The sequence below is a fragment of the Treponema parvum genome, assembly GCF_017893965.1.
GTDB lineage: Bacteria > Spirochaetota > Spirochaetia > Treponematales > Treponemataceae > Treponema_D > Treponema_D parvum.
In genome coordinates, this window is sequence record NZ_CP054142.1 from 1,150,795 (window position 1) to 1,168,072 (window position 17,278).

At 43.1% G+C, this 17,278-nt stretch carries 10 protein-coding genes and 1 tRNA gene; 8 read left to right on the forward strand and 3 right to left on the reverse strand.

The genetic code is table 11. From position 1 onward, the window contains the following. Window positions 1–124: 124 nt before the first annotated feature. Window positions 125–1,561, forward strand: coding sequence for a dipeptidase (locus HRQ91_RS05065; protein ID WP_210120548.1), 1,437 nt, complete (start codon window positions 125–127; stop codon window positions 1,559–1,561). Between the two features lie 178 nt (window positions 1,562–1,739). On the opposite strand, the gene HRQ91_RS05070 is transcribed toward HRQ91_RS05065, so the two are convergent. Then, entirely contained in the window at window positions 1,740–2,615 is an 876-nt protein-coding gene (locus tag HRQ91_RS05070; RefSeq protein ID WP_210120549.1) for a sugar phosphate isomerase/epimerase family protein, read from the reverse strand. A 153-nt stretch (window positions 2,616–2,768) separates the two neighbouring features. On the opposite strand from HRQ91_RS05070, the gene HRQ91_RS05075 reads away from it, so the two are divergent. From HRQ91_RS05075 to HRQ91_RS05095, 5 genes are all read left to right on the forward strand, one after another. Beyond that, a complete protein-coding gene (locus HRQ91_RS05075) occupies window positions 2,769–3,791 on the forward strand; it encodes a LacI family DNA-binding transcriptional regulator (RefSeq protein ID WP_210120550.1) in 1,023 nt (340 codons plus the stop codon). A gap of 153 nt (window positions 3,792–3,944) precedes the next feature. Then, window positions 3,945–5,468: an extracellular solute-binding protein gene (locus HRQ91_RS05080; protein ID WP_210120551.1), complete on the forward strand. Its 1,524-nt coding sequence runs from the start codon at window positions 3,945–3,947 to the stop codon at window positions 5,466–5,468. Between the two features lie 205 nt (window positions 5,469–5,673). Next, on the forward strand, window positions 5,674–6,468 hold the full coding sequence (locus HRQ91_RS05085) for an ABC transporter permease (protein ID WP_210120552.1): 795 nt from the start codon (window positions 5,674–5,676) through the stop codon (window positions 6,466–6,468). A gap of 9 nt (window positions 6,469–6,477) precedes the next feature. Beyond that, window positions 6,478–7,347 carry a carbohydrate ABC transporter permease gene (locus tag HRQ91_RS05090; protein WP_210120553.1) on the forward strand — a complete coding sequence of 290 codons (870 nt, stop codon included), beginning with the start codon at window positions 6,478–6,480 and terminating at the stop codon, window positions 7,345–7,347. Further along, on the forward strand, window positions 7,344–9,080 hold the full coding sequence (locus HRQ91_RS05095; protein ID WP_210120554.1) for a metallophosphoesterase family protein: 1,737 nt from the start codon (window positions 7,344–7,346) through the stop codon (window positions 9,078–9,080). The genes HRQ91_RS05090 and HRQ91_RS05095 overlap by 4 nt, the downstream gene beginning before the upstream one ends. A gap of 112 nt (window positions 9,081–9,192) precedes the next feature. Here the strand turns inward: HRQ91_RS05095 and HRQ91_RS05100 are convergent, their stop codons facing one another. Further along, window positions 9,193–10,278 (reverse strand): HU family DNA-binding protein, encoded by a 1,086-nt coding sequence (locus HRQ91_RS05100; RefSeq protein WP_210120555.1) that lies wholly within the window; start codon window positions 10,276–10,278, stop codon window positions 9,193–9,195. Further along, window positions 10,271–10,546, reverse strand: coding sequence for an HU family DNA-binding protein (locus tag HRQ91_RS05105; protein WP_210120556.1), 276 nt, complete (start codon window positions 10,544–10,546; stop codon window positions 10,271–10,273). Before HRQ91_RS05105 ends, HRQ91_RS05100 begins: the two co-directional genes overlap by 8 nt. Before the next feature lie 265 nt (window positions 10,547–10,811). Between HRQ91_RS05105 and HRQ91_RS05110 the strand changes: the two genes are divergently transcribed. Continuing rightward, the gene (locus HRQ91_RS05110) at window positions 10,812–17,021 is read left to right on the forward strand and encodes a FlgD immunoglobulin-like domain containing protein (RefSeq protein ID WP_210120557.1); all 6,210 of its coding nucleotides are present in this window, start codon (window positions 10,812–10,814) and stop codon (window positions 17,019–17,021) included. Between the two features lie 172 nt (window positions 17,022–17,193). Beyond that, window positions 17,194–17,266 (forward strand) — tRNA-Phe (locus HRQ91_RS05115). Window positions 17,267–17,278 lie beyond the last annotated feature (12 nt).

Below are 17,278 nucleotides of genomic sequence, written 5' to 3' on the forward strand. Positions count from 1 at the left end.
ACAGTACGGTCTGATTGAATTCCTCACCCCGTGGTAATATAAGGAAGACATTTGATACCGTCAAGGAGCCACAGTTTGGCGGAAAAGAGGAATATTTTTGAAAAAGATATTTAGGAGGATTTCTATGTGTTTTTCAATTATTGCTGGTAAAAATGCGACGACAACAGGAAATGTTCTTGTTGGTGTTAACAATGACTGGCCCGGTTATCCGGGGCATATTCATTTTGTTCCGAGGAAACAACATGCAAGAGATGCGGTCTACACGCTTTCCAATGGTATAAAGATTCCACAGGTTGAAACAACAAATGCTTATACACATACTACGACAGCGTATGAAACAGGACATTACAGTGAGTCTTGGTGGGGCGGTGTGAATGAGCACCAAGTGTCTGTAGGTATGCAAGGTGTGTATTCTTTCAAATCTTTTACATCAAAACCCGGTCTTGAAGCTGATGACTTGACAATTTTAGTCTTGGAACGAGGCAAAACTGCTCGTCAGAGTATTGAAATGCTTGGTGAATTGATTGAAAAATATGGTTTTGGTGTTTCTGCGATTGAAGGGGCTGCTGGTTGCTGTAATATTTCTGTTGCTGACCCCAATGAAGGTTTCTTCCTCGAAGTTGCTCCCGGTGGTATCTGGTGTGCAAAGCGAGTCGCTGATGATGAGGCGGAGTGCCGTCCAAACTGTTTTGGCACACAAGTAATTGATTTTGATGATCCGGTTAACTTCCTTTGGTCAAAAAATATTGTTTCACACGCTGTCGAACAAGGTTGGTATGATGATAAATCCGGTAAACCTTTCAATTTCTATGAAATCTACTCTGATAATGATTCGATTAACGAGTTTGGCAAAGCAAGTGACCCTGTAAATGCTTACAGAAGATGGCGTGCCGTCAATCTTGTTTCAGGTAAAGATTTTGCTTTGGAAGACATGGTTTACGGCGCTAAAGTTAATCGCAAGTTGTCCGTTCGTGATATAGCAGATTTGATTAGCGATTCGTCAGAAGGCAGCAAATACGACTTGTCCAAAGCTCCAGAGGCAGGTCAGTTCAAAAATCCGTTCTGGATGGAAACTAGTACGAGCGTAGGATGGGCCGGTACTGTTGTCAGTATGGTCGTAGAATTTCGTCGAGACATGCCCAAGGAAATTGGCACACTTGCATGGTTTTCTTATGGCAATACTCTCATTTCACCTTTCCTTCCTTGTTATCTCGGTAGTGAAGGCATGCCCCATGCGTACTCAATTGGTGAAATAAATGAATTCGATCCGAAATCTGCGTGGTGGACTTTCCAAGATGTCGGTCAGCTTTGCTACCGTAATTATCAAAAGATTGCTAAGGAATGGATCATTCCTGTTTTCAGACAGTTTGAAACGGAACAATTTGAAGTTCAACCTGATTTGGAAGCTTTCTTAATTAAGTTGTATGAAAAAAATCCTGAGGCCGCAAAACGTTTGATGCGAACATATACACATTCTCAAGCGAACACGGCTATGGAGCTTGCTCAACAGCTATCCAAAGAAATAAAAGGGCGTTTCTTGGCAAACACAATTATTGAATAAGTCAAAGAAAATATAAACTAGACTGTATGGAATGGAAAACTGTATGTTCTCTATTCCGTACAGCCTATACATCTCAAAATGTCCAAGCGTGTTTTTCTGCAACATAAAGCGCATCCGATTTTTTTAGTGAAATCATCGCAATGCTCTTCCTTGCCTCAGATCACAGGACCGCGTGTTTTTAAAGCAAAAGCAGATACTCTCCGATTTTTTTCGCAAACTTCATAGTCTCTACCTTTAATTCCATGGGCATATTTTTTGTTACCGACAACTCATATATCAGATCGCCTTCATAGTTTATTTCACGAAGTGCGGATACGGCAGATTTCCAATCAATGTTTCCCATAAACGGAATGGTGTGTTCGTCCAGAATATTTCCGCTGTTATCGTTTACGTGCGTTGCTTTCAATCGTTTTCCCAGTAATTTTATGGCTCGTTTTTGATCGTGCATATTGCGATTGGCATGCCCGAAATCCCAGCATGCTCCGACTCGCGTCGACTTGTAAGAATCTACAAGAGATGTAAGTTCTTCGGCCGATGATCCGAACCGTCTGAAATTTGCAGTGTCCCGCATATTTTCAAAAGCGATCCCAATACCCAGCTTTTCGGCAAGCTCAACGAAGGAATCGTTCAGTTGATGATTTAGCTCTATATTTGCGTCAATATCCAACATATCATCCCCTAGTTCCGTTCCGGGATGAAGAACCGCCCATTTTACTCCTGCTATTGCACTTATTTTCAGTGAACGCTCCGTAAGCATTCGATAGTGTTCTTCTTCTTCACCTTCATATGCCGCTCCGCCCTTTGTTTTTCTGTAAGGAGGATGCGACTGAGAAAAAACAAGGGAGAGTTTTTCTGCAGTCATCCTTATTTCATTTGCGCTGCGTTCCCAGTCGTCTTTATTAAGTTCCGTGCTTCCGTCACTCATGGCGCACATGTTAAGGTCTATTACCGAATATCCCGCCTCTTTACAGAACCTAAGCTGCTCTATGTAGCTTGTGGGCGGGTCGTCATGCCTTCCCTGCCTGAACTGTGAAGTCATCGTTCCTATTTTCATTTTATAAACTCCTTTACAAAACGATAACACCTTTTTTGAATAACGACAACAGAATTCTGTATTTTTGGTATTAGATTTATTTTAATACATGAGCTATTTGTATTGACTGTAAGGAATAAGCGTGATAGAATTTTTTAGAAGGTTTTAAATAATATGAGCATTACGATTAAAGACGTGGCCAATGATTCCAAGGTTTCCATAAGCACTGTTTCTCTCGTTCTTAATGAGAGTCCTCTGGTGAAACTTGAAACCAGATTGAAAGTCCAACAATCGATAAAACGGTTAAATTATGTTCCGAATAAATCGGCAAGGATACTTATAACGAAGGTTAATAAAGCTATAGGGGTGATCAGAGCGGGCAGTGACGGTGAAATATGGGAAGGCAGTTTTAAGGGGACTTCAGGTTCGTTTTTTTCCGGAGTTATGTGGGGAATCGAGCAGGAAGTTTCAAAAGCAGGTTATACGATGCTTGTAGACTGGTACAAGTATGACGCTTCAATGCTTCCTCCTATAGCGAATAGGAACTATGTTGACGGTTTGATCTGTGTCGGCGGAATTTTAAAGGAAGCGTTTTTGGAGGAACTCAAGGAAACGGGGCTTCCCGTCGTGCTTGTGGGAGCCAGAGATCGGAGCTTGGATTATATAGATGTTGATTCGGACGAAGCTGTGTATCAGGCTACCAAATACATTATATCCTGCGGACATAGGAAAATAGCTTTTTTAAACGGTCCTAAGTTTTCACAGTCTTCCGGACGCAAACTCCGAGGATATCTGAGGGCTGTACAAGAGTTTGGAGTGAGCGGTAAAACTTCGCTTTTTTGCAAAAGCTTCAGCGGCGAGTCGGGATATATGGGGTGTGAAAAAATTTGCTCTAAAAATCCTAGACCGACGGCTTTTGTCTGTGCTTCCGATTCGATTGCAATCGGCGCGGCTCGTTATTTCTACGACAATAAAATCCGATGTCCCGATGATGTTTCGATTATCGGCTATGAAAACGGCCCCTTGGCCGAATATGCAATTCCCGCATTAACAACTATGGATATCGGTAAATCTTATTTGGGACAGAAAGCTGTTTCCATTCTCATGAACCGCATAATCAATCCTAAAGCAAGACATGTCGGGGTACTTGGGGCGGGAGTATTGTGTGTAAGGGGATCGGTATCATCGTTAAAATAAAAATTTGACAGCATGTTCATACCGTGTAATAATATAATTATAAAATTTAAAACGTTTTAATTATGACGATTGCATCAATCTGAATAAGTCGGGACGGTTTTTATTCAATATAATTAAACAAACGTTTTAATGTATGTAAGGAGGAGCGAAAGTATGAAAAAGTTGACGGTTTTACTGTTGGTTCTGTTGTCGTTCGGTAATTATGTGTTTGCATCCGGCGGCAAAGAAGCGCAAGGCAATGTGGAAAATACTGCCATTCAATCGGGAACACAGGCAAAAGAAGAGAAAAGCCCTGTTTTAACCTTTATGACGACCAAGACAACGGTTGATATGTCGAAAGAACAGCCTTATAAGCTTTATAAACAAGTAACAGGCTATGATATAAAGTGGGAGTCCTTGGCAAGTTCGGAACAGCTTATGTTACTGATCGCCGCCGGTGAAAAAAAGGATATGATTACCGTAACGGATGATCAGCTTTCACGCGTTATTGCCGAAGGCGCCGCCATGGATATAACCGATCTGATAAATAAATACGGTCCTGATATAAAGAAAGCCATTCCTACTTTATTTACTTCTACGACTGTGAACGGCAGAATATACGCCATTCCCAGCGTAAAAGCCGCTCAGGGCTTTTCAAGGTATAATATTCTTTCTCGTATGGATCTTATGAACAAGATGGGAGTATCGGAGCCTAAGAATATAGACGAGTTTTACGGACTTTTAAAAAGAATTCAAAAGGATTATCCCGACATGATTCCGCTTGGAATGGATAACGAGCCCATGGAAAGTCATCTCGTAGCAAATATCACAAGCGGTTTCGGATTTCGCGGAGAGTGGATGGAAAATGCTTCCAAAACGGCGCTTGTTCCGTATTTTAAGGCTTCGGGATTCAGAGATTATGTAGAGTTTATGGCTAAACTGTATAGCGAAGGATTGATAGACCAGGATTTTCCGGCGTTAACCCGAAGAGATAAATTTACGAAATTCTCTGCAGGAAAAACCTTTATGCTAAATGATTCATGGGACGGTTGCAGAACCTATGTGCAGACTTTGAGAGAAGCCGTGCCTGATTCTCTTGTAGAACCTATTGCGTGGTTAAAAGATAAAAATGGCATAGCTCACGCAGAAATCCCGACCGGTGCGGATTACTTTGCAGTAATTCCCGTTACATCCGAACATCCTGTTGAAACCATAAAAGCGATTAATGAAATTCTGAAAAAGGAAAATCAGATTTTCCTGGCTGCCGGCGAAGAAGGGGTTCATTGGAAACGCAATACGGAAAACGGCGGGTATACGCCCATTCAGCCTAAATTTAATGACGACAAATTGAACGCGCATCTTTTCTTTACGTCTTTGCGCAGCGAAGTTGACTATAATTTAATCTGGCAGGCAAGGCTTTATAAGAGCGCCGATATGTACAGAATAGCTACTCACACGAGAGCTCTCACTAAGGCTTGTGAGGATGAAGCGTATAATCCTACGGCAATGGCGCCTGCAGTTACGGTGATAGATAATTATGTCGCTTTACAGTCTTATATGAAAGACGGCGTGATTCAGATTATTACGGGAAAACGCCCGTTAAAATATCTTGATAATCTTATCGGGTACTGGAATTCAAACGGCGGTGAAAAAGTCGAAAAATTCTATTCGGACTTTTACCGAGGAAAAAAGCATTAATTTTTTTTCTACGCAAGGCGGTTGAGGTCGCCTTGCGTGTTGCAAGTTGGAGAGAGGATAATTTTAGATGAACCATTCTTTAAGTCCTGTACGGAAGCGATCCGTTGCCGGAAGTTATATAAGAGAATATTGGCAGTTATACGTCTTTTTAATTCCCGGACTTTTGTTTCTATTTGTTTTTAAAATTCTGCCGTTTAGAAATATCATGATTGCTTTTAAGCAATTTAAACCGCTGCTTGGAATTGCCGCCAGTCCGAATGTGGGATTAAAACACTTTAAAACTCTTTTTTCGGATCCGGAAGTTTTAAGAGTTATCTTGAATACGCTTGAAATAAATTTTTTAATGCTTTTGTTTGTCACGCCGACTTCAATGTTGCTGGCGCTCTTGATCAATGAAATTACAAAAAAATGGCTTCAGCGAACGGTTCAAACCATAATATATATTCCCCATTTTTTTACTTGGGTAGTTATTTTTTCCGTATTCTATATTGTGTTTGCATCGGACGGCCTTGTTAACCACATAGTTAAGGCATTGGGAGGCAACAATATTTTATTCTTTATAAACGGAAACTGGTTCCGCTTTGTTCTTGTTGTGTCGGGAATGTGGAGCCGCGTCGGATGGGGAACCATTGTTTATCTTGCCGCCCTGACTCAGATTGATCAAAATCTGTTTGACGCCGCAATAGTGGACGGGGCCGGAAAATTCCGTCAGATAGTTCATATTTCATTGCCGGCTCTTTTACCCGTATTCGTTTTGATGGTTACAATAAAATTGGGTTCTATTATGACGGACGGAATCGGACAAATATTGGTTTTTTACAATCCGGCAGTTTATGATTCCGCCGATATTATCGGAACATACGTGTATCGTATCGGACTAGGCAGAGCCAATTTCAGCTATGCAACTGCGGTGGGACTGTTTGAGTCTCTCGTAGGTTTTATTATGGTACTTATTTCAAATGTTCTCAGCAAAAAAGTTACCGGAAAAAATGTTTGGTAGGCGGAATTTATGAAAGAATCCAACGGTGAAAAAATATTTCATTTTGTAAACGATTTTATTATGATTTTGACGGCTTTGATCTGTCTGCTGCCGGTTGTTCATATATTCGCACGAGCTTTTTCCGGCGCTTCCGCAATCGGAACCGGAAAAGTTATATTTTGGCCGGTGCAGTTTCATGTTAAAGGTATTACCTATATTCTGGAATATACGGGGTTTTTACGTTCCCTTTTAAATAGCGTTATAATTACGATAATCGGGACTGTTTTTGCTCTGCTGTGTACAATATTAACGGCCTTTGCTCTCGCGCATGAGAAATTGAAAGGGCGAAACGTAATTATATACATATATGTTTTTTCCATGATATTTAATGCGGGCATTGTGCCTCACTATTTTCTGATAAAAAATCTTCATCTGTTGAATACCTTATGGTGTTTGATTTTGCCTTCCGTCGTGAGCCCTTATTATACATTTGTTCTAAAGCGCGGGTTTGAATCAGTTCCTTCCGCTCTTGAAGAGGCGGCGATGATCGACGGAGCTTCGTGGTTCACTATTTTAAGACTTGTAGTTCTGCCCGTAACTAAGGCACAGGTGGCCACTATTGTGGTTTTTTACAGCGTGCATTATTGGAATAAGTATTTTGACGCGATGGTCTATATAACGGATAATAATTTAAAGCCCATTACAATGTTTTTGTATGATATGGTAAAACATACCAATATCATAGACTTTTCCGGAGCTTACGGCAGTATGACAAATTTGAGTCAGGACGTGTTCAATGCGGCAACTGTCTTTTTAACTGTTATCCCGATTTTGGCCGTATATCCGTTTATGCAGAAGTATTTTATAAAAGGAGCGGTTGCCGGAGCGGTAAAGGGATGAAAGACTTTTATTTGGATGAAGAATTTTGTTTTCATAACCGATTCGGCCGTAACGCGAAGGATTGCAAGTTATTAAAAAACGAAGGCTTGAAAATCGGAAAATCCGATTTTTCGGTTGCTTTTTGGATTAAAACGCAGCTTTGCGGCCTGTCTCATCATCCCCGCAGTTTTTTTTCGCTTTCGACGATGCTTTTACATTTTAATAAGACGGAAAAGGATTCGTTTTCAGGCTTCGACGAAATACCCGAACTTGGCGGCGTGATAATGTCTAATACTTCCTGTACTTTTGCGAACGAAAACGGGTTTTCATTTCTCGCGCTTCCTTACGAAGGTTGCTTTGTTGCAAGGTTTTGCGGGCAAGGAAGGGGCGGTTTTATGAAACCTCTTGACGATCGATGGCATTTTATTGCAGCCACTTTTGATCGCGACGATGCTTGTTCCTTGTATTGCGATGAAGAGCTTCTTTGTAAGTTTGATATAAAAAATAGCCGGGATACGGATGTGGATAGCGACGGCGTAGGCATAGGTTGTGATGCCGCCGGAGACTGGGGATTTCAAAACGGGTTTTTGAAGAAAGTATTGATTACGGGACATGTTTTAACTCAAAAAGAGAGACAGGCGCTTTATTTCCCCGAAGCGATTGAACTTGAAAAGACGGCGATTAATGACCGTATGGGGTTATGTGCAGAATATGGAAGCACGGAAAAAGCGAAGCGGCTTCTTAATTCCATGCTTTATAAAAACAGGGCGACTTATAAAAAGATTAAAGACGCACATGAGAGTATGATTTCTTCGGGAACTCCGCGGGTCGTCTTTGCGCTGCTCAGCGATGTGCACATACTTGATACAAAACCTGCGGCCGTTAAAATTTTTCGAAGCGCTATGGCCGATCTTCGCAGTTTTCCATTTAGATTGGACGGTCTGATCTGCGGCGGAGATTTTACACATGATTCAACTTCCGAGGCGATCGATTACGGATGGAATATTTTCAGAGAAGAGTTTTCCAAAACTTCAATACCGAAAGCGACCATATGCATAGGAAACCATGAACTATGGATGGGTAATAAAGGTTGCTATAAAACCGGAATGCCTTCTTGGCTGAAAAACATCAAACCCTATCGCGACGATGATTCTTTGTCTCCTGTTTATTATGAAAATCAAATGGCAGGTTTTAAATTTTTTGTTTTAAATTGCGACCCGCCTTCCGATAATAGGCTGACCCGCCATCAAACCCACCTTTCTAAAATGCAGTTGGATTGGCTTAACTGTAAAATGGAAGAATCGTATAAAAATAAAGAATTCGTTTTTGTAATGTTGCATCAGCCGTTTAGAAACACCTATCATCTTACGGGACGGGAATACGGCGATTGGGATGTAGGGAATGAAGACGGCGCTCTCAGAACAATATTATCGAAATACGATAATTTTCTTTATATATGCGGTCACATGCACCAGGCTTTTAATATAGCGCCTATTTTTATGGTTGACGATAAATTTCCGTCTTTGCAAATACCGGGACTGGACTACACTCCTAAGAATTTTTGTATGCCCGGAACCGGTTACATACTTTTTGTCTATGAAAATCTTTTAATTTTTAGAGCCCGCGATTATCTGAACGGACAATGGCTTACCGAATATGATAAAGCGATCAGACTTAAAGACGGCTGGAGAGTCGACAAAGTTATGAATTCCTTAGAATCCGGGTTCAGCTATTATGAAACCGATAAATTTTAAAATTATAGTTTAATTCGACTTTCGCAATATGAAGAAAATCCTGCGCAAAGGAAGTCCGGCACAAAAAATCCAGCCTGCAAAATCCGTCTCGGATTTTTCGATTATGCAAAATTCACGGGACGTAGTTTCTTTTTATAGCGAGCGCGTCGTTATAGTCCTCTAAAGAAACTTGCGCTTTATTTTCTTCAATGAATCCTGGAAACATTATTTCACCTGAAACTAGGACGCGCACGGCTCTGAACTGTCTTATAGCGTTTTTAGGATTTTCCGGTTGGCTCTGCATTATCGTGTAATAGGCCTTGTAGGTTTGCATGTAGCATGCTTTGGCTTTTTCCTGTTCCGACACTATCATTTGTTCATCAGGAATAAAGATCATCGCATTGGCGCGGATTAGATCGGGATCTGGATTCAACTGTGCGTTTTTTGCATATATTAGCGGCCACGCATGGCGGTTTTCAAACTGCTCTTCGGCGATCTTGTAGTAGCAACTTCCTGCCGGGACCGTGTATTTTGAGTCGGTCAAAGGATATGAATTTTGAGAAATTTCCGTGACGGGCGCCGTTTTTTCAGAAATAACGGAAGTCTGCTCCTGTTTTGTTTTAACGGGTTTGACTTCCGTCCTTTTCTTTACTCCGGAACCGAAGGAGCCGAGCAATTTAAAGAAAATAAAAAGAAGTACGGCCAATAAAAGAAAAATTATTCCGACTATCCAGGGAGTGCGGGATTTTTTGTTTTCTTCGTCATCATCAAAATCGTCGTCCTGTTCCTGAAAAGATTCGACGTCGCTTTGTGAATTTCCCCAAAGAGCGGCCGGCGGAACTTCGTTCTTAAAAAAAACGCTTTCGGCTTGAACCTTTTGCTTTTTTGAAAAATCATAGCCGCCCAGCGCTCTTGCTTTCAGATGTGCATATCTTGCATTTATACGGTCGGCCGCACTCTTGGAAGGAATAAACTTTACGCGCCAATGTGCAGGAACTTCAATTTCTTCATTTGTTCTGGGGTTTCTTTTTATTGAAGCTTCCACCCAAAGTTTTTTAAATGTTCCGAATTTATGAACTATAAATGCCGTATTTTCTTTTAAACAACGCCGCGCGATCGCAAAAAATTCATAAGAAAAGCGTTTGGCAAGTTCCGCTTCAATCCCCGTCTTTTTTTGTATGCGTAAGGCTAGGGCTGCGGGCGTAATAAAATCATTCATTTATTTCCTTCTTGAATACGGATGATAGCTTGAATTTTATCTTTATTTTTTTAGGATATTTCATTTTTTGATTTGAGGCCGGATTAAATCCGATCCGCTCCGCGACGTGCGAAGTCTTAAAAGAACCGAACCCCGTTTGCGAATAAGTTTTGCCTTCTGCGAGAACGCATAAAATTTCTTCCAAAAAGGCGTCCATCGTGAGCTTTGAGTCTTTTTTTGTTATTCCGAGTGATTGTGCAATCTCGGAGCATAGATCCTGCTTTGTCATTAAAAAAATTATAACACAGTATTATACTTTTTTAAAGTGTACTGTTATTTTCTGCCATTTTCTCATAAATGCACTCATTAAATCGGACGGCGGTCGAAAACTGCCAAAAGCAAACGAAGTTCACGCCGAAAGCATAACGCTGTTAGTTCCTATAAATTCAATACTCGAACAAAGTATCAATTTTTGAAGCTGTTTAATTCGTGCGCTCTTTGGCACAGTTATAAATGAGTTTTCAAAACCCGATATTTGACCTATACTGTTCGATATGCTGGATTTTCTTTTTTCCAAAAAATACAAAAAATTTACACCTGCGTTTTTTTTTGTTTGCCTTTTCGTGCTTTCATTTTTAAATAAACTTTGGGGAATAGATTATTATTGGGTGGCAGGCGGGGCGCTCCACGACTGGACTGACGGATCAAACTGGTCTTTAACGTCTGGTGGAACCTCTGCGTCGGCAGTCCCCGGGCCCGGCGACAAGGCTATTATTGATACGGCAAGTTTGCCTCATTATCCGGAGATTTCTTCGAGCGTTAGTATTGCGGAACTTGAAGTGCAAGCCGGCGCTTCCGTTACCGTAGCATCCGGCGGTGATTTGACTGTGAACGGTGCTTTGACCGGAGCGGGTGATTTAATTGTAAACGGAGGAAGCGTCAGCTTGAATTACGGGACAGGCGGAACCGCTTCGTCTATAGGCGGCATGACGCTGGGAGCGGGTACCGCTGTTGCGATCGGGAACGATGCGGCAGATTCTCTTGTGCTAGGTTCCGGAACTCTTACTCTTCCGTCAACTTTGGCTTCGCTGTCTTTAGCAGGCAGTATCACAGCTCCCGGCGGAATAAACTTGGCAAAGGACGCGACTCTCTCTGCAAACACTGTTTTTGAAAATTCCGTTGCTCTAGCCGGAAATTTGATAATTTCCGGCAACGGCACAAACCGCATGCTGACTTTTTCAGATTCTCTTGGAAGCTCTGTTCCATCCGTCATCCTTACGCTTGAAGATGTAAATCTTACAAACAACGGCTCTGTCACTTCAGTGTCGCTGTTATTTACGGAAACTTCATCGTTGACACAGACCTTTGTTCCTCATGCGGGAACTACGTATGGCAGTGTTACTGTCAATAAGACAAGCGGCGGCGATTTTAAAGTCATAGGTAGAGTATTAAAAGCTTCGGATATAACCGTAACAAATGCCGGAGCCGTTTCTTTTGATAAGGATTTGACCGTTACAAACGCCCTTACGCTAACTGCAAGCGGCGGAATAACTTTTAATGAAAAGGTTACGGCAAATACGATAACGGACTTTTCGTCCGCAGGAAATATAACCTTTAAGGGCGGCGCCGAAGTTACGAACGCCGTAACTTTTTCGACTACGGGAAACCTTGTTTTGGGCGACGGTGCGGCCGACAATTTTGTTTTCGGCGCCGGTATGACAGCTGTGTCTCCCGCTCTAAAAAAACTTGCGGGAACGATCACCGCTTCGTCCGGAAATATCGATCTCGGAAATTCGCAAACGACTGCCGCTTCCGACGTAACTTTAAAAGCCGTATCAGGAAGCGTAACGCTTGCTTCTTTTAATTCGACCGCCGGATTTTTTAAGGTTGATGCCGGTACTTCCGCCTCGTTTAACGGGAACGTTTCGGCAGGAGGCGACATATCGGTGTCTTCGGGAAGCGCGGACATAACAATTTCTCATTCCGTTTCATCGGCGGGAGGAAACATTTCTTTTAATTCAACGAGCGGGGATATAGTTTTAAATTCTTCTTCTTCCGTTTCGTCGTCGGGCGGCAACATTTCTTTTAACTCTACTACATCAAGCGGAAAGATAATTTTAAATTCCTCTGCGACCGATGTCGTATCAAATACGGCTTCAGGAAAAACCGTAAAATTCAATTCTCCCGTTGTTTTGGAACAAAACGCTTCCGTTTCTTCAAAAGGAGATATAACCTTTGAAAAAACCGTAAATTCCGGTACAAACGAAAAATCGCTTACGATTAACGCGCCCGGCAAACATGTGGAATTCAAAAAAGCGGTGGGAGGAACGAAACCTCTTGCTTCATTTACTGTTGTAAATTCCGGAAGCCTTACTTTTAATGACGCCCTTAAGGTTACAGGAATTTTTAAGCAGACTAATGTCGCGACAGGCGCGACGATTTTCGGCGGAGAAACGGCAAAGGCTTCAACTTCCGTCGGATCTGCGGATCTTAAGGGAACTTCATATACATTTTACGGTAAGTTTAATGCGACATTTGGGCCGATTACCGTCACGAACAGCGGACTTTTTCTTACTGAGGAAGACGCCGACATAACGCTTTTGTCGGGTAACTTTACTCAAAACGGTACGGGACTCAATCAGCTTGCGGGAGGAATAATTACAAGCGGATCAAGTACTGTTTCGTTTGCGACTGACGTTTATCTGTACGGTTCGGGAGGAATCGACGGTGAAATGAAGCTGGGCGGTTCAAGCGGAGCTTTTACGATCGGCGTTTCAGGCGCTAAAAACTTGCATATCGCCGCAAGCTCGGCTAAAAAAATCAATATAAATTCTCCTCTTGTTGCAAATAATATTGTTTTATACGGCGGAAGATTTTTTTTAGGCGGAACGAACGGAGCTGTTACGACAAAAGGGGATCTTATCCTCTTGGGGTCGGCGTATAATATTGACGACACTGCGTCCTCTGAATCTTCGGGCGTTACAGGGCTTTTTGCTTATAATCATGTTTCGCGGTATTTGTTCGGAAAAGCTGCGTCTTACACTGAAGGATTTAAAACACTTTGTCCCGACGGTACAACGCCGATACCGACGTCTTATGTTGGCTCCGTGGAAGTCTCGGCGAACAAGAAAATAACTGTAGAAAAAAACTTTTATGCCAACGGCGTGACTATCAACGGCCCCGTAAGCGGCGCATGGACTTTGGAACTCCCCGACAATGATAACGCGGCAAACGCATTTGCCGAAGCATACAACACAACAGTGTCAAAATGTAATGTGTATAAGACGGGAACTTTGTCTCCTATGTATGTCGCCGCCGCAGAAAATTGCACGGTACCAGCTTGCACCGGATGGGCTGTTTCCCGTCCTTTAATTCTTGCAAACGATGTTTTAAAAAGTCGCGATATGGGCAACGTTACCGATCCGTCTTGGACGCCGAATCGTTCAGGAACTTATACCGTTTACGACGATGTGATCCGCATTGAATTTGTAGATTCGTCTACTGGAAACCCGCGCAGTTTTATTGAAAATACCAATAACGAAATAAGCGCTGCGGTTTCCAAGATAGAATATTACTCCGGTTCCGGCTCTACAATGTACCGTTTTGCAGGTTCTTTTGTCGACGCCGATTGTACGATATCGACGGACGGAAAGGGTGATCTTTCTGTTTTTTATCTAAAGACGGATCCTTTGAATGCCGCTCACAGATGGAATACTGACGCTACGGGAATAAGCGCAGGGAACTCCGACAGCACCGACCGCGGCAGGAAAGGGGGTACTCCCGACGGAAGTTCTGCCGCGCTTCCCGCACACAGAACTTGTATTCCCTATATAAATCTACCTAAGGCGCTTTCAGGCGTTTATCAGACTTTGCGCGACAGCCGTAAAAACCGTATCGCGCACTATGTAGGTAATTCCAATCCTCTTGATTACGATATTGACGGGGACGGAATTAATGATTCAAATTCGCGTCCGGGCGCGCGTTTTACCGCCGTAGCGGATCGCGCCGATCCCGTCTTAGCCGCAGTCTATACCGGACAGGAACTGCATATTCCGTATTCTGCGACATATGACAGTCAGCCGCCCTATGACGCTCATAATTTTATTGAACTTAAGTATTCGGAAGAAGTTAAAATAAGCCACGGCGGTACTGAAGTAGTGCCTAAAAACGCCGTTAACATACCTGCAAGCGCAGTTTACGGCAATGTTGCAAATTTGACGGGCGACGGACTTGAACTTAGCGGATTTGTCAAGATTGAGAAAGGCAGGGTAAGCTGCGGAAATTCCGACGGATCCGGCGATCCTGTTTACAGTATGTATAGAAATTTTGCTCTAACGGCCTTAGATGCCCGAAGTTATACGTCGTCTTATTCTAATGAACAGCCTACGAGGGTGAGAATTTCTGTTGCAGGGTATTCAAACGGGCAAATATCACAGGGGGGCTATACTTACCGAAATTGGAAAGGATATATAAATTCGGATCAGACCACGCCGCCCTCAGGAGAAATAACCAGAACCATTAACGCCGGAATAACGGACATTTCAGCCGCATATAAGCCTGCCTCCGTAATAATTCCCAACGCGCTTGATTCGAGTACTTCGACGGGAAATCACGCCTTGTCCGTCTTAACCGTAAACGGCGCAAGCGATGCGAACAGTGAACTTTACGGATCTTGGGATGTTTCTCCTCCCTGTTTTGCACCTTCACGCTTTGCGTCGCCTTGGAGCAGTGCGGGCAGTATTGACGAGTATGAAGCGCTCGGTACCGGAAATTCAGGCACGTCCGTGCTGAACCGCGTAGAAATTCATCTGTTCGACAATACTCCTTCATACGATGCCGATCCGCTAAATCTCGATCCTGCCGCATGGCGTTCCAAGGCGGGGTGGTGCCTGGGACACGGCGCAGATGATACTGCTCTTAAAGACACATATACATATGCGGCGGATATTTTCGGGGGAGCAAAGCCTTTTGCCTTTGCATCCGATCCTTCCTTGCGGAATTTCGCTACGGGCGGCATCCGTTATTGCTCGTTATACAATCAGACTGATAAATTTAAATATACTACCGACCTAAGCCAAGTTCCGTCCCAATCCTTTGACGTCTCAAACGCTATAATTTGCGCGGTCAAAAGCCCGTTTTTTAACGCCTCCGGAGCACAATCCAGAAGCGTAACTTCGATGGGCGTGGACAGCCTTTATTTTTCAATTCCCTTGGCGGATCTTACCTTGCCCTTGAGCCAGATATTTAAAATCGCTTATGATAATTCCGGAAGTTATATAACCGACCTAGCCGGCAACAGAATGAGAAGTGCCGTAATAAGGACCATAGACCGCACTCCGCCCGAATTCAGCATAACGCTTGCTCCGCTCGGCGGAAACAAATTATACATACTTTTTAATAAAAAGCTGAATACGTCGTCACTCAACTGGATAGATAATTCCGGGAATCCGTTAATACCAATGCCGAATGCCCTTGCAGAAATTCCTAAGAGCCTTGAACTTGTTAAAGCGGGAGCGATCACCGGCTCTACTGAGCTTCGGATAGACGCGACTGCCCCCGCAAAACTTTATTCGGTAAACGAGCGCTCTACGGGTTTGATTTTAACTTTGACAAAAAATGTTACTCTTGACGATGTTAAAGATCTTCATGTGTGCGTCAAAAATACGGGATTTGCAACCGATCCTGTTACGCGTGTTAATAATTCCTACGTTTCATACATTCAAGATGTTGTCGGAAATTATGCGTCGGTTCATACGGCTCACGCTTTGAGCGATTTTGCCGTAGGCGCCGTTCAAGTTCAGTATGCGTACGACAATCGTAATACCGCCTCCGGCGTTAACGTCGGTTCCGGTCTTTATGAAAACTCAAGTTGGGCTGTCCGCAGTTGGGATGCGGAGCAGGGGAACTACGGAACTCTTTTGGCCGGACACGACATCTTTATAAACGCGGTTTTGTATGACGGAACGGCGGATAATTCTGGCGGCCTGTCTACGAGTCTTTCTCATACGAAAACGCCCGTCTTATTTGCCGATAAGGATCCTGACGCCGCTTCCGTTTCGGTTCAATACAATTATAATACCGGAAGCGATTTGCGCGTGTGGCTTCCTTCTACGTCTCCTTCAGATGTGTTCCCAAGTCTTTCATCTGCAAATAATTCCGGATTTATAAAGTTTGAGGACGGATATTTTATAAATCCGCCTTTGTCTACGGCGGCGGGATTTTTACTTCCGGTAACTACGGACAGCCATTATAGCGATTGGAAAGCCGGCGATCAGATTACATTTATGTTCGGCCTTGTAGATAGTTCGAATAGCGAAATAAAGATTTGCCATACTCCCGTATATCCGAATATATTGAACTATTCAGGCGTAAATGACACTGCAAAAGCTCCGTTATACGCACTTCGGCTAAAAGATCCTAACGACATAGCGTCTATAGACCTGTGGTCGTTTAAGCTCAAAGACTTGTCGCTGCAGCGCGGCGGCGTAAGCATATTTAATAACGTCATAAATGTGAATGCAGGTGAAAAAGTCGTAATTCAAGTCGATATGCCCCAAAACGGCGAATTGAATGTTGCCGTTATGACGTTAGACGGCAATATCGTAACTTATTTACAGCACGGAAGAGCATCTCAGGGCGTTCACAATTACAGGTGGGACGGAAAAAACAATGCGGGAACTAAGGTTGCGCGCGGCATGTATTTTATACGCGTTTCAGGCTCGGGCTTTGACGAGACCAGAAAGGTAATGGTAGTAAAAGAGTGACGTTCGGGGCTTTATACACCGGATTTTCGGCTGATTCGCAGCAGCACGGATGGCCGGCGGCCGACGCTGCCGGGATTTACGGTGCATAGCGGATTTTCGGCATCGCGGAATTTTTACGGCGAATTCACTTATTGACAATTTTTTTTTTTGCCTATATATTCTTATCTGTTACGCCGCTGTAGCTCAGTTGGTAGAGCAAAGGACTGAAAATCCTTGTGTCGTCAGTTCGATTCTGACCGGTGGCATTCTTTTCTATT

What these genes read in the sequence shown, in the direction of transcription:
- HRQ91_RS05100 (WP_210120555.1), bottom strand. Translation starts at nt 10,278, where the DNA reads ATGAATGATTTTATTACGCCCGCAGCCCTAGCCTTACGCATACAAAAA.
- HRQ91_RS05090 (WP_210120553.1), top strand. Translation starts at nt 6,478, where the DNA reads ATGAAAGAATCCAACGGTGAAAAAATATTTCATTTTGTAAACGATTTT.
- HRQ91_RS05080 (WP_210120551.1), top strand. Translation starts at nt 3,945, where the DNA reads ATGAAAAAGTTGACGGTTTTACTGTTGGTTCTGTTGTCGTTCGGTAAT.
- HRQ91_RS05085 (WP_210120552.1), top strand. Translation starts at nt 5,674, where the DNA reads ATGATTGCTTTTAAGCAATTTAAACCGCTGCTTGGAATTGCCGCCAGT.
- HRQ91_RS05095 (WP_210120554.1), top strand. Translation starts at nt 7,344, where the DNA reads ATGAAAGACTTTTATTTGGATGAAGAATTTTGTTTTCATAACCGATTC.
- HRQ91_RS05070 (WP_210120549.1), bottom strand. Translation starts at nt 2,615, where the DNA reads ATGAAAATAGGAACGATGACTTCACAGTTCAGGCAGGGAAGGCATGAC.
- HRQ91_RS05075 (WP_210120550.1), top strand. Translation starts at nt 2,769, where the DNA reads ATGAGCATTACGATTAAAGACGTGGCCAATGATTCCAAGGTTTCCATA.
- HRQ91_RS05110 (WP_210120557.1), top strand. Translation starts at nt 10,812, where the DNA reads ATGCTGGATTTTCTTTTTTCCAAAAAATACAAAAAATTTACACCTGCG.
- HRQ91_RS05105 (WP_210120556.1), bottom strand. Translation starts at nt 10,546, where the DNA reads ATGACAAAGCAGGATCTATGCTCCGAGATTGCACAATCACTCGGAATA.
- HRQ91_RS05065 (WP_210120548.1), top strand. Translation starts at nt 125, where the DNA reads ATGTGTTTTTCAATTATTGCTGGTAAAAATGCGACGACAACAGGAAAT.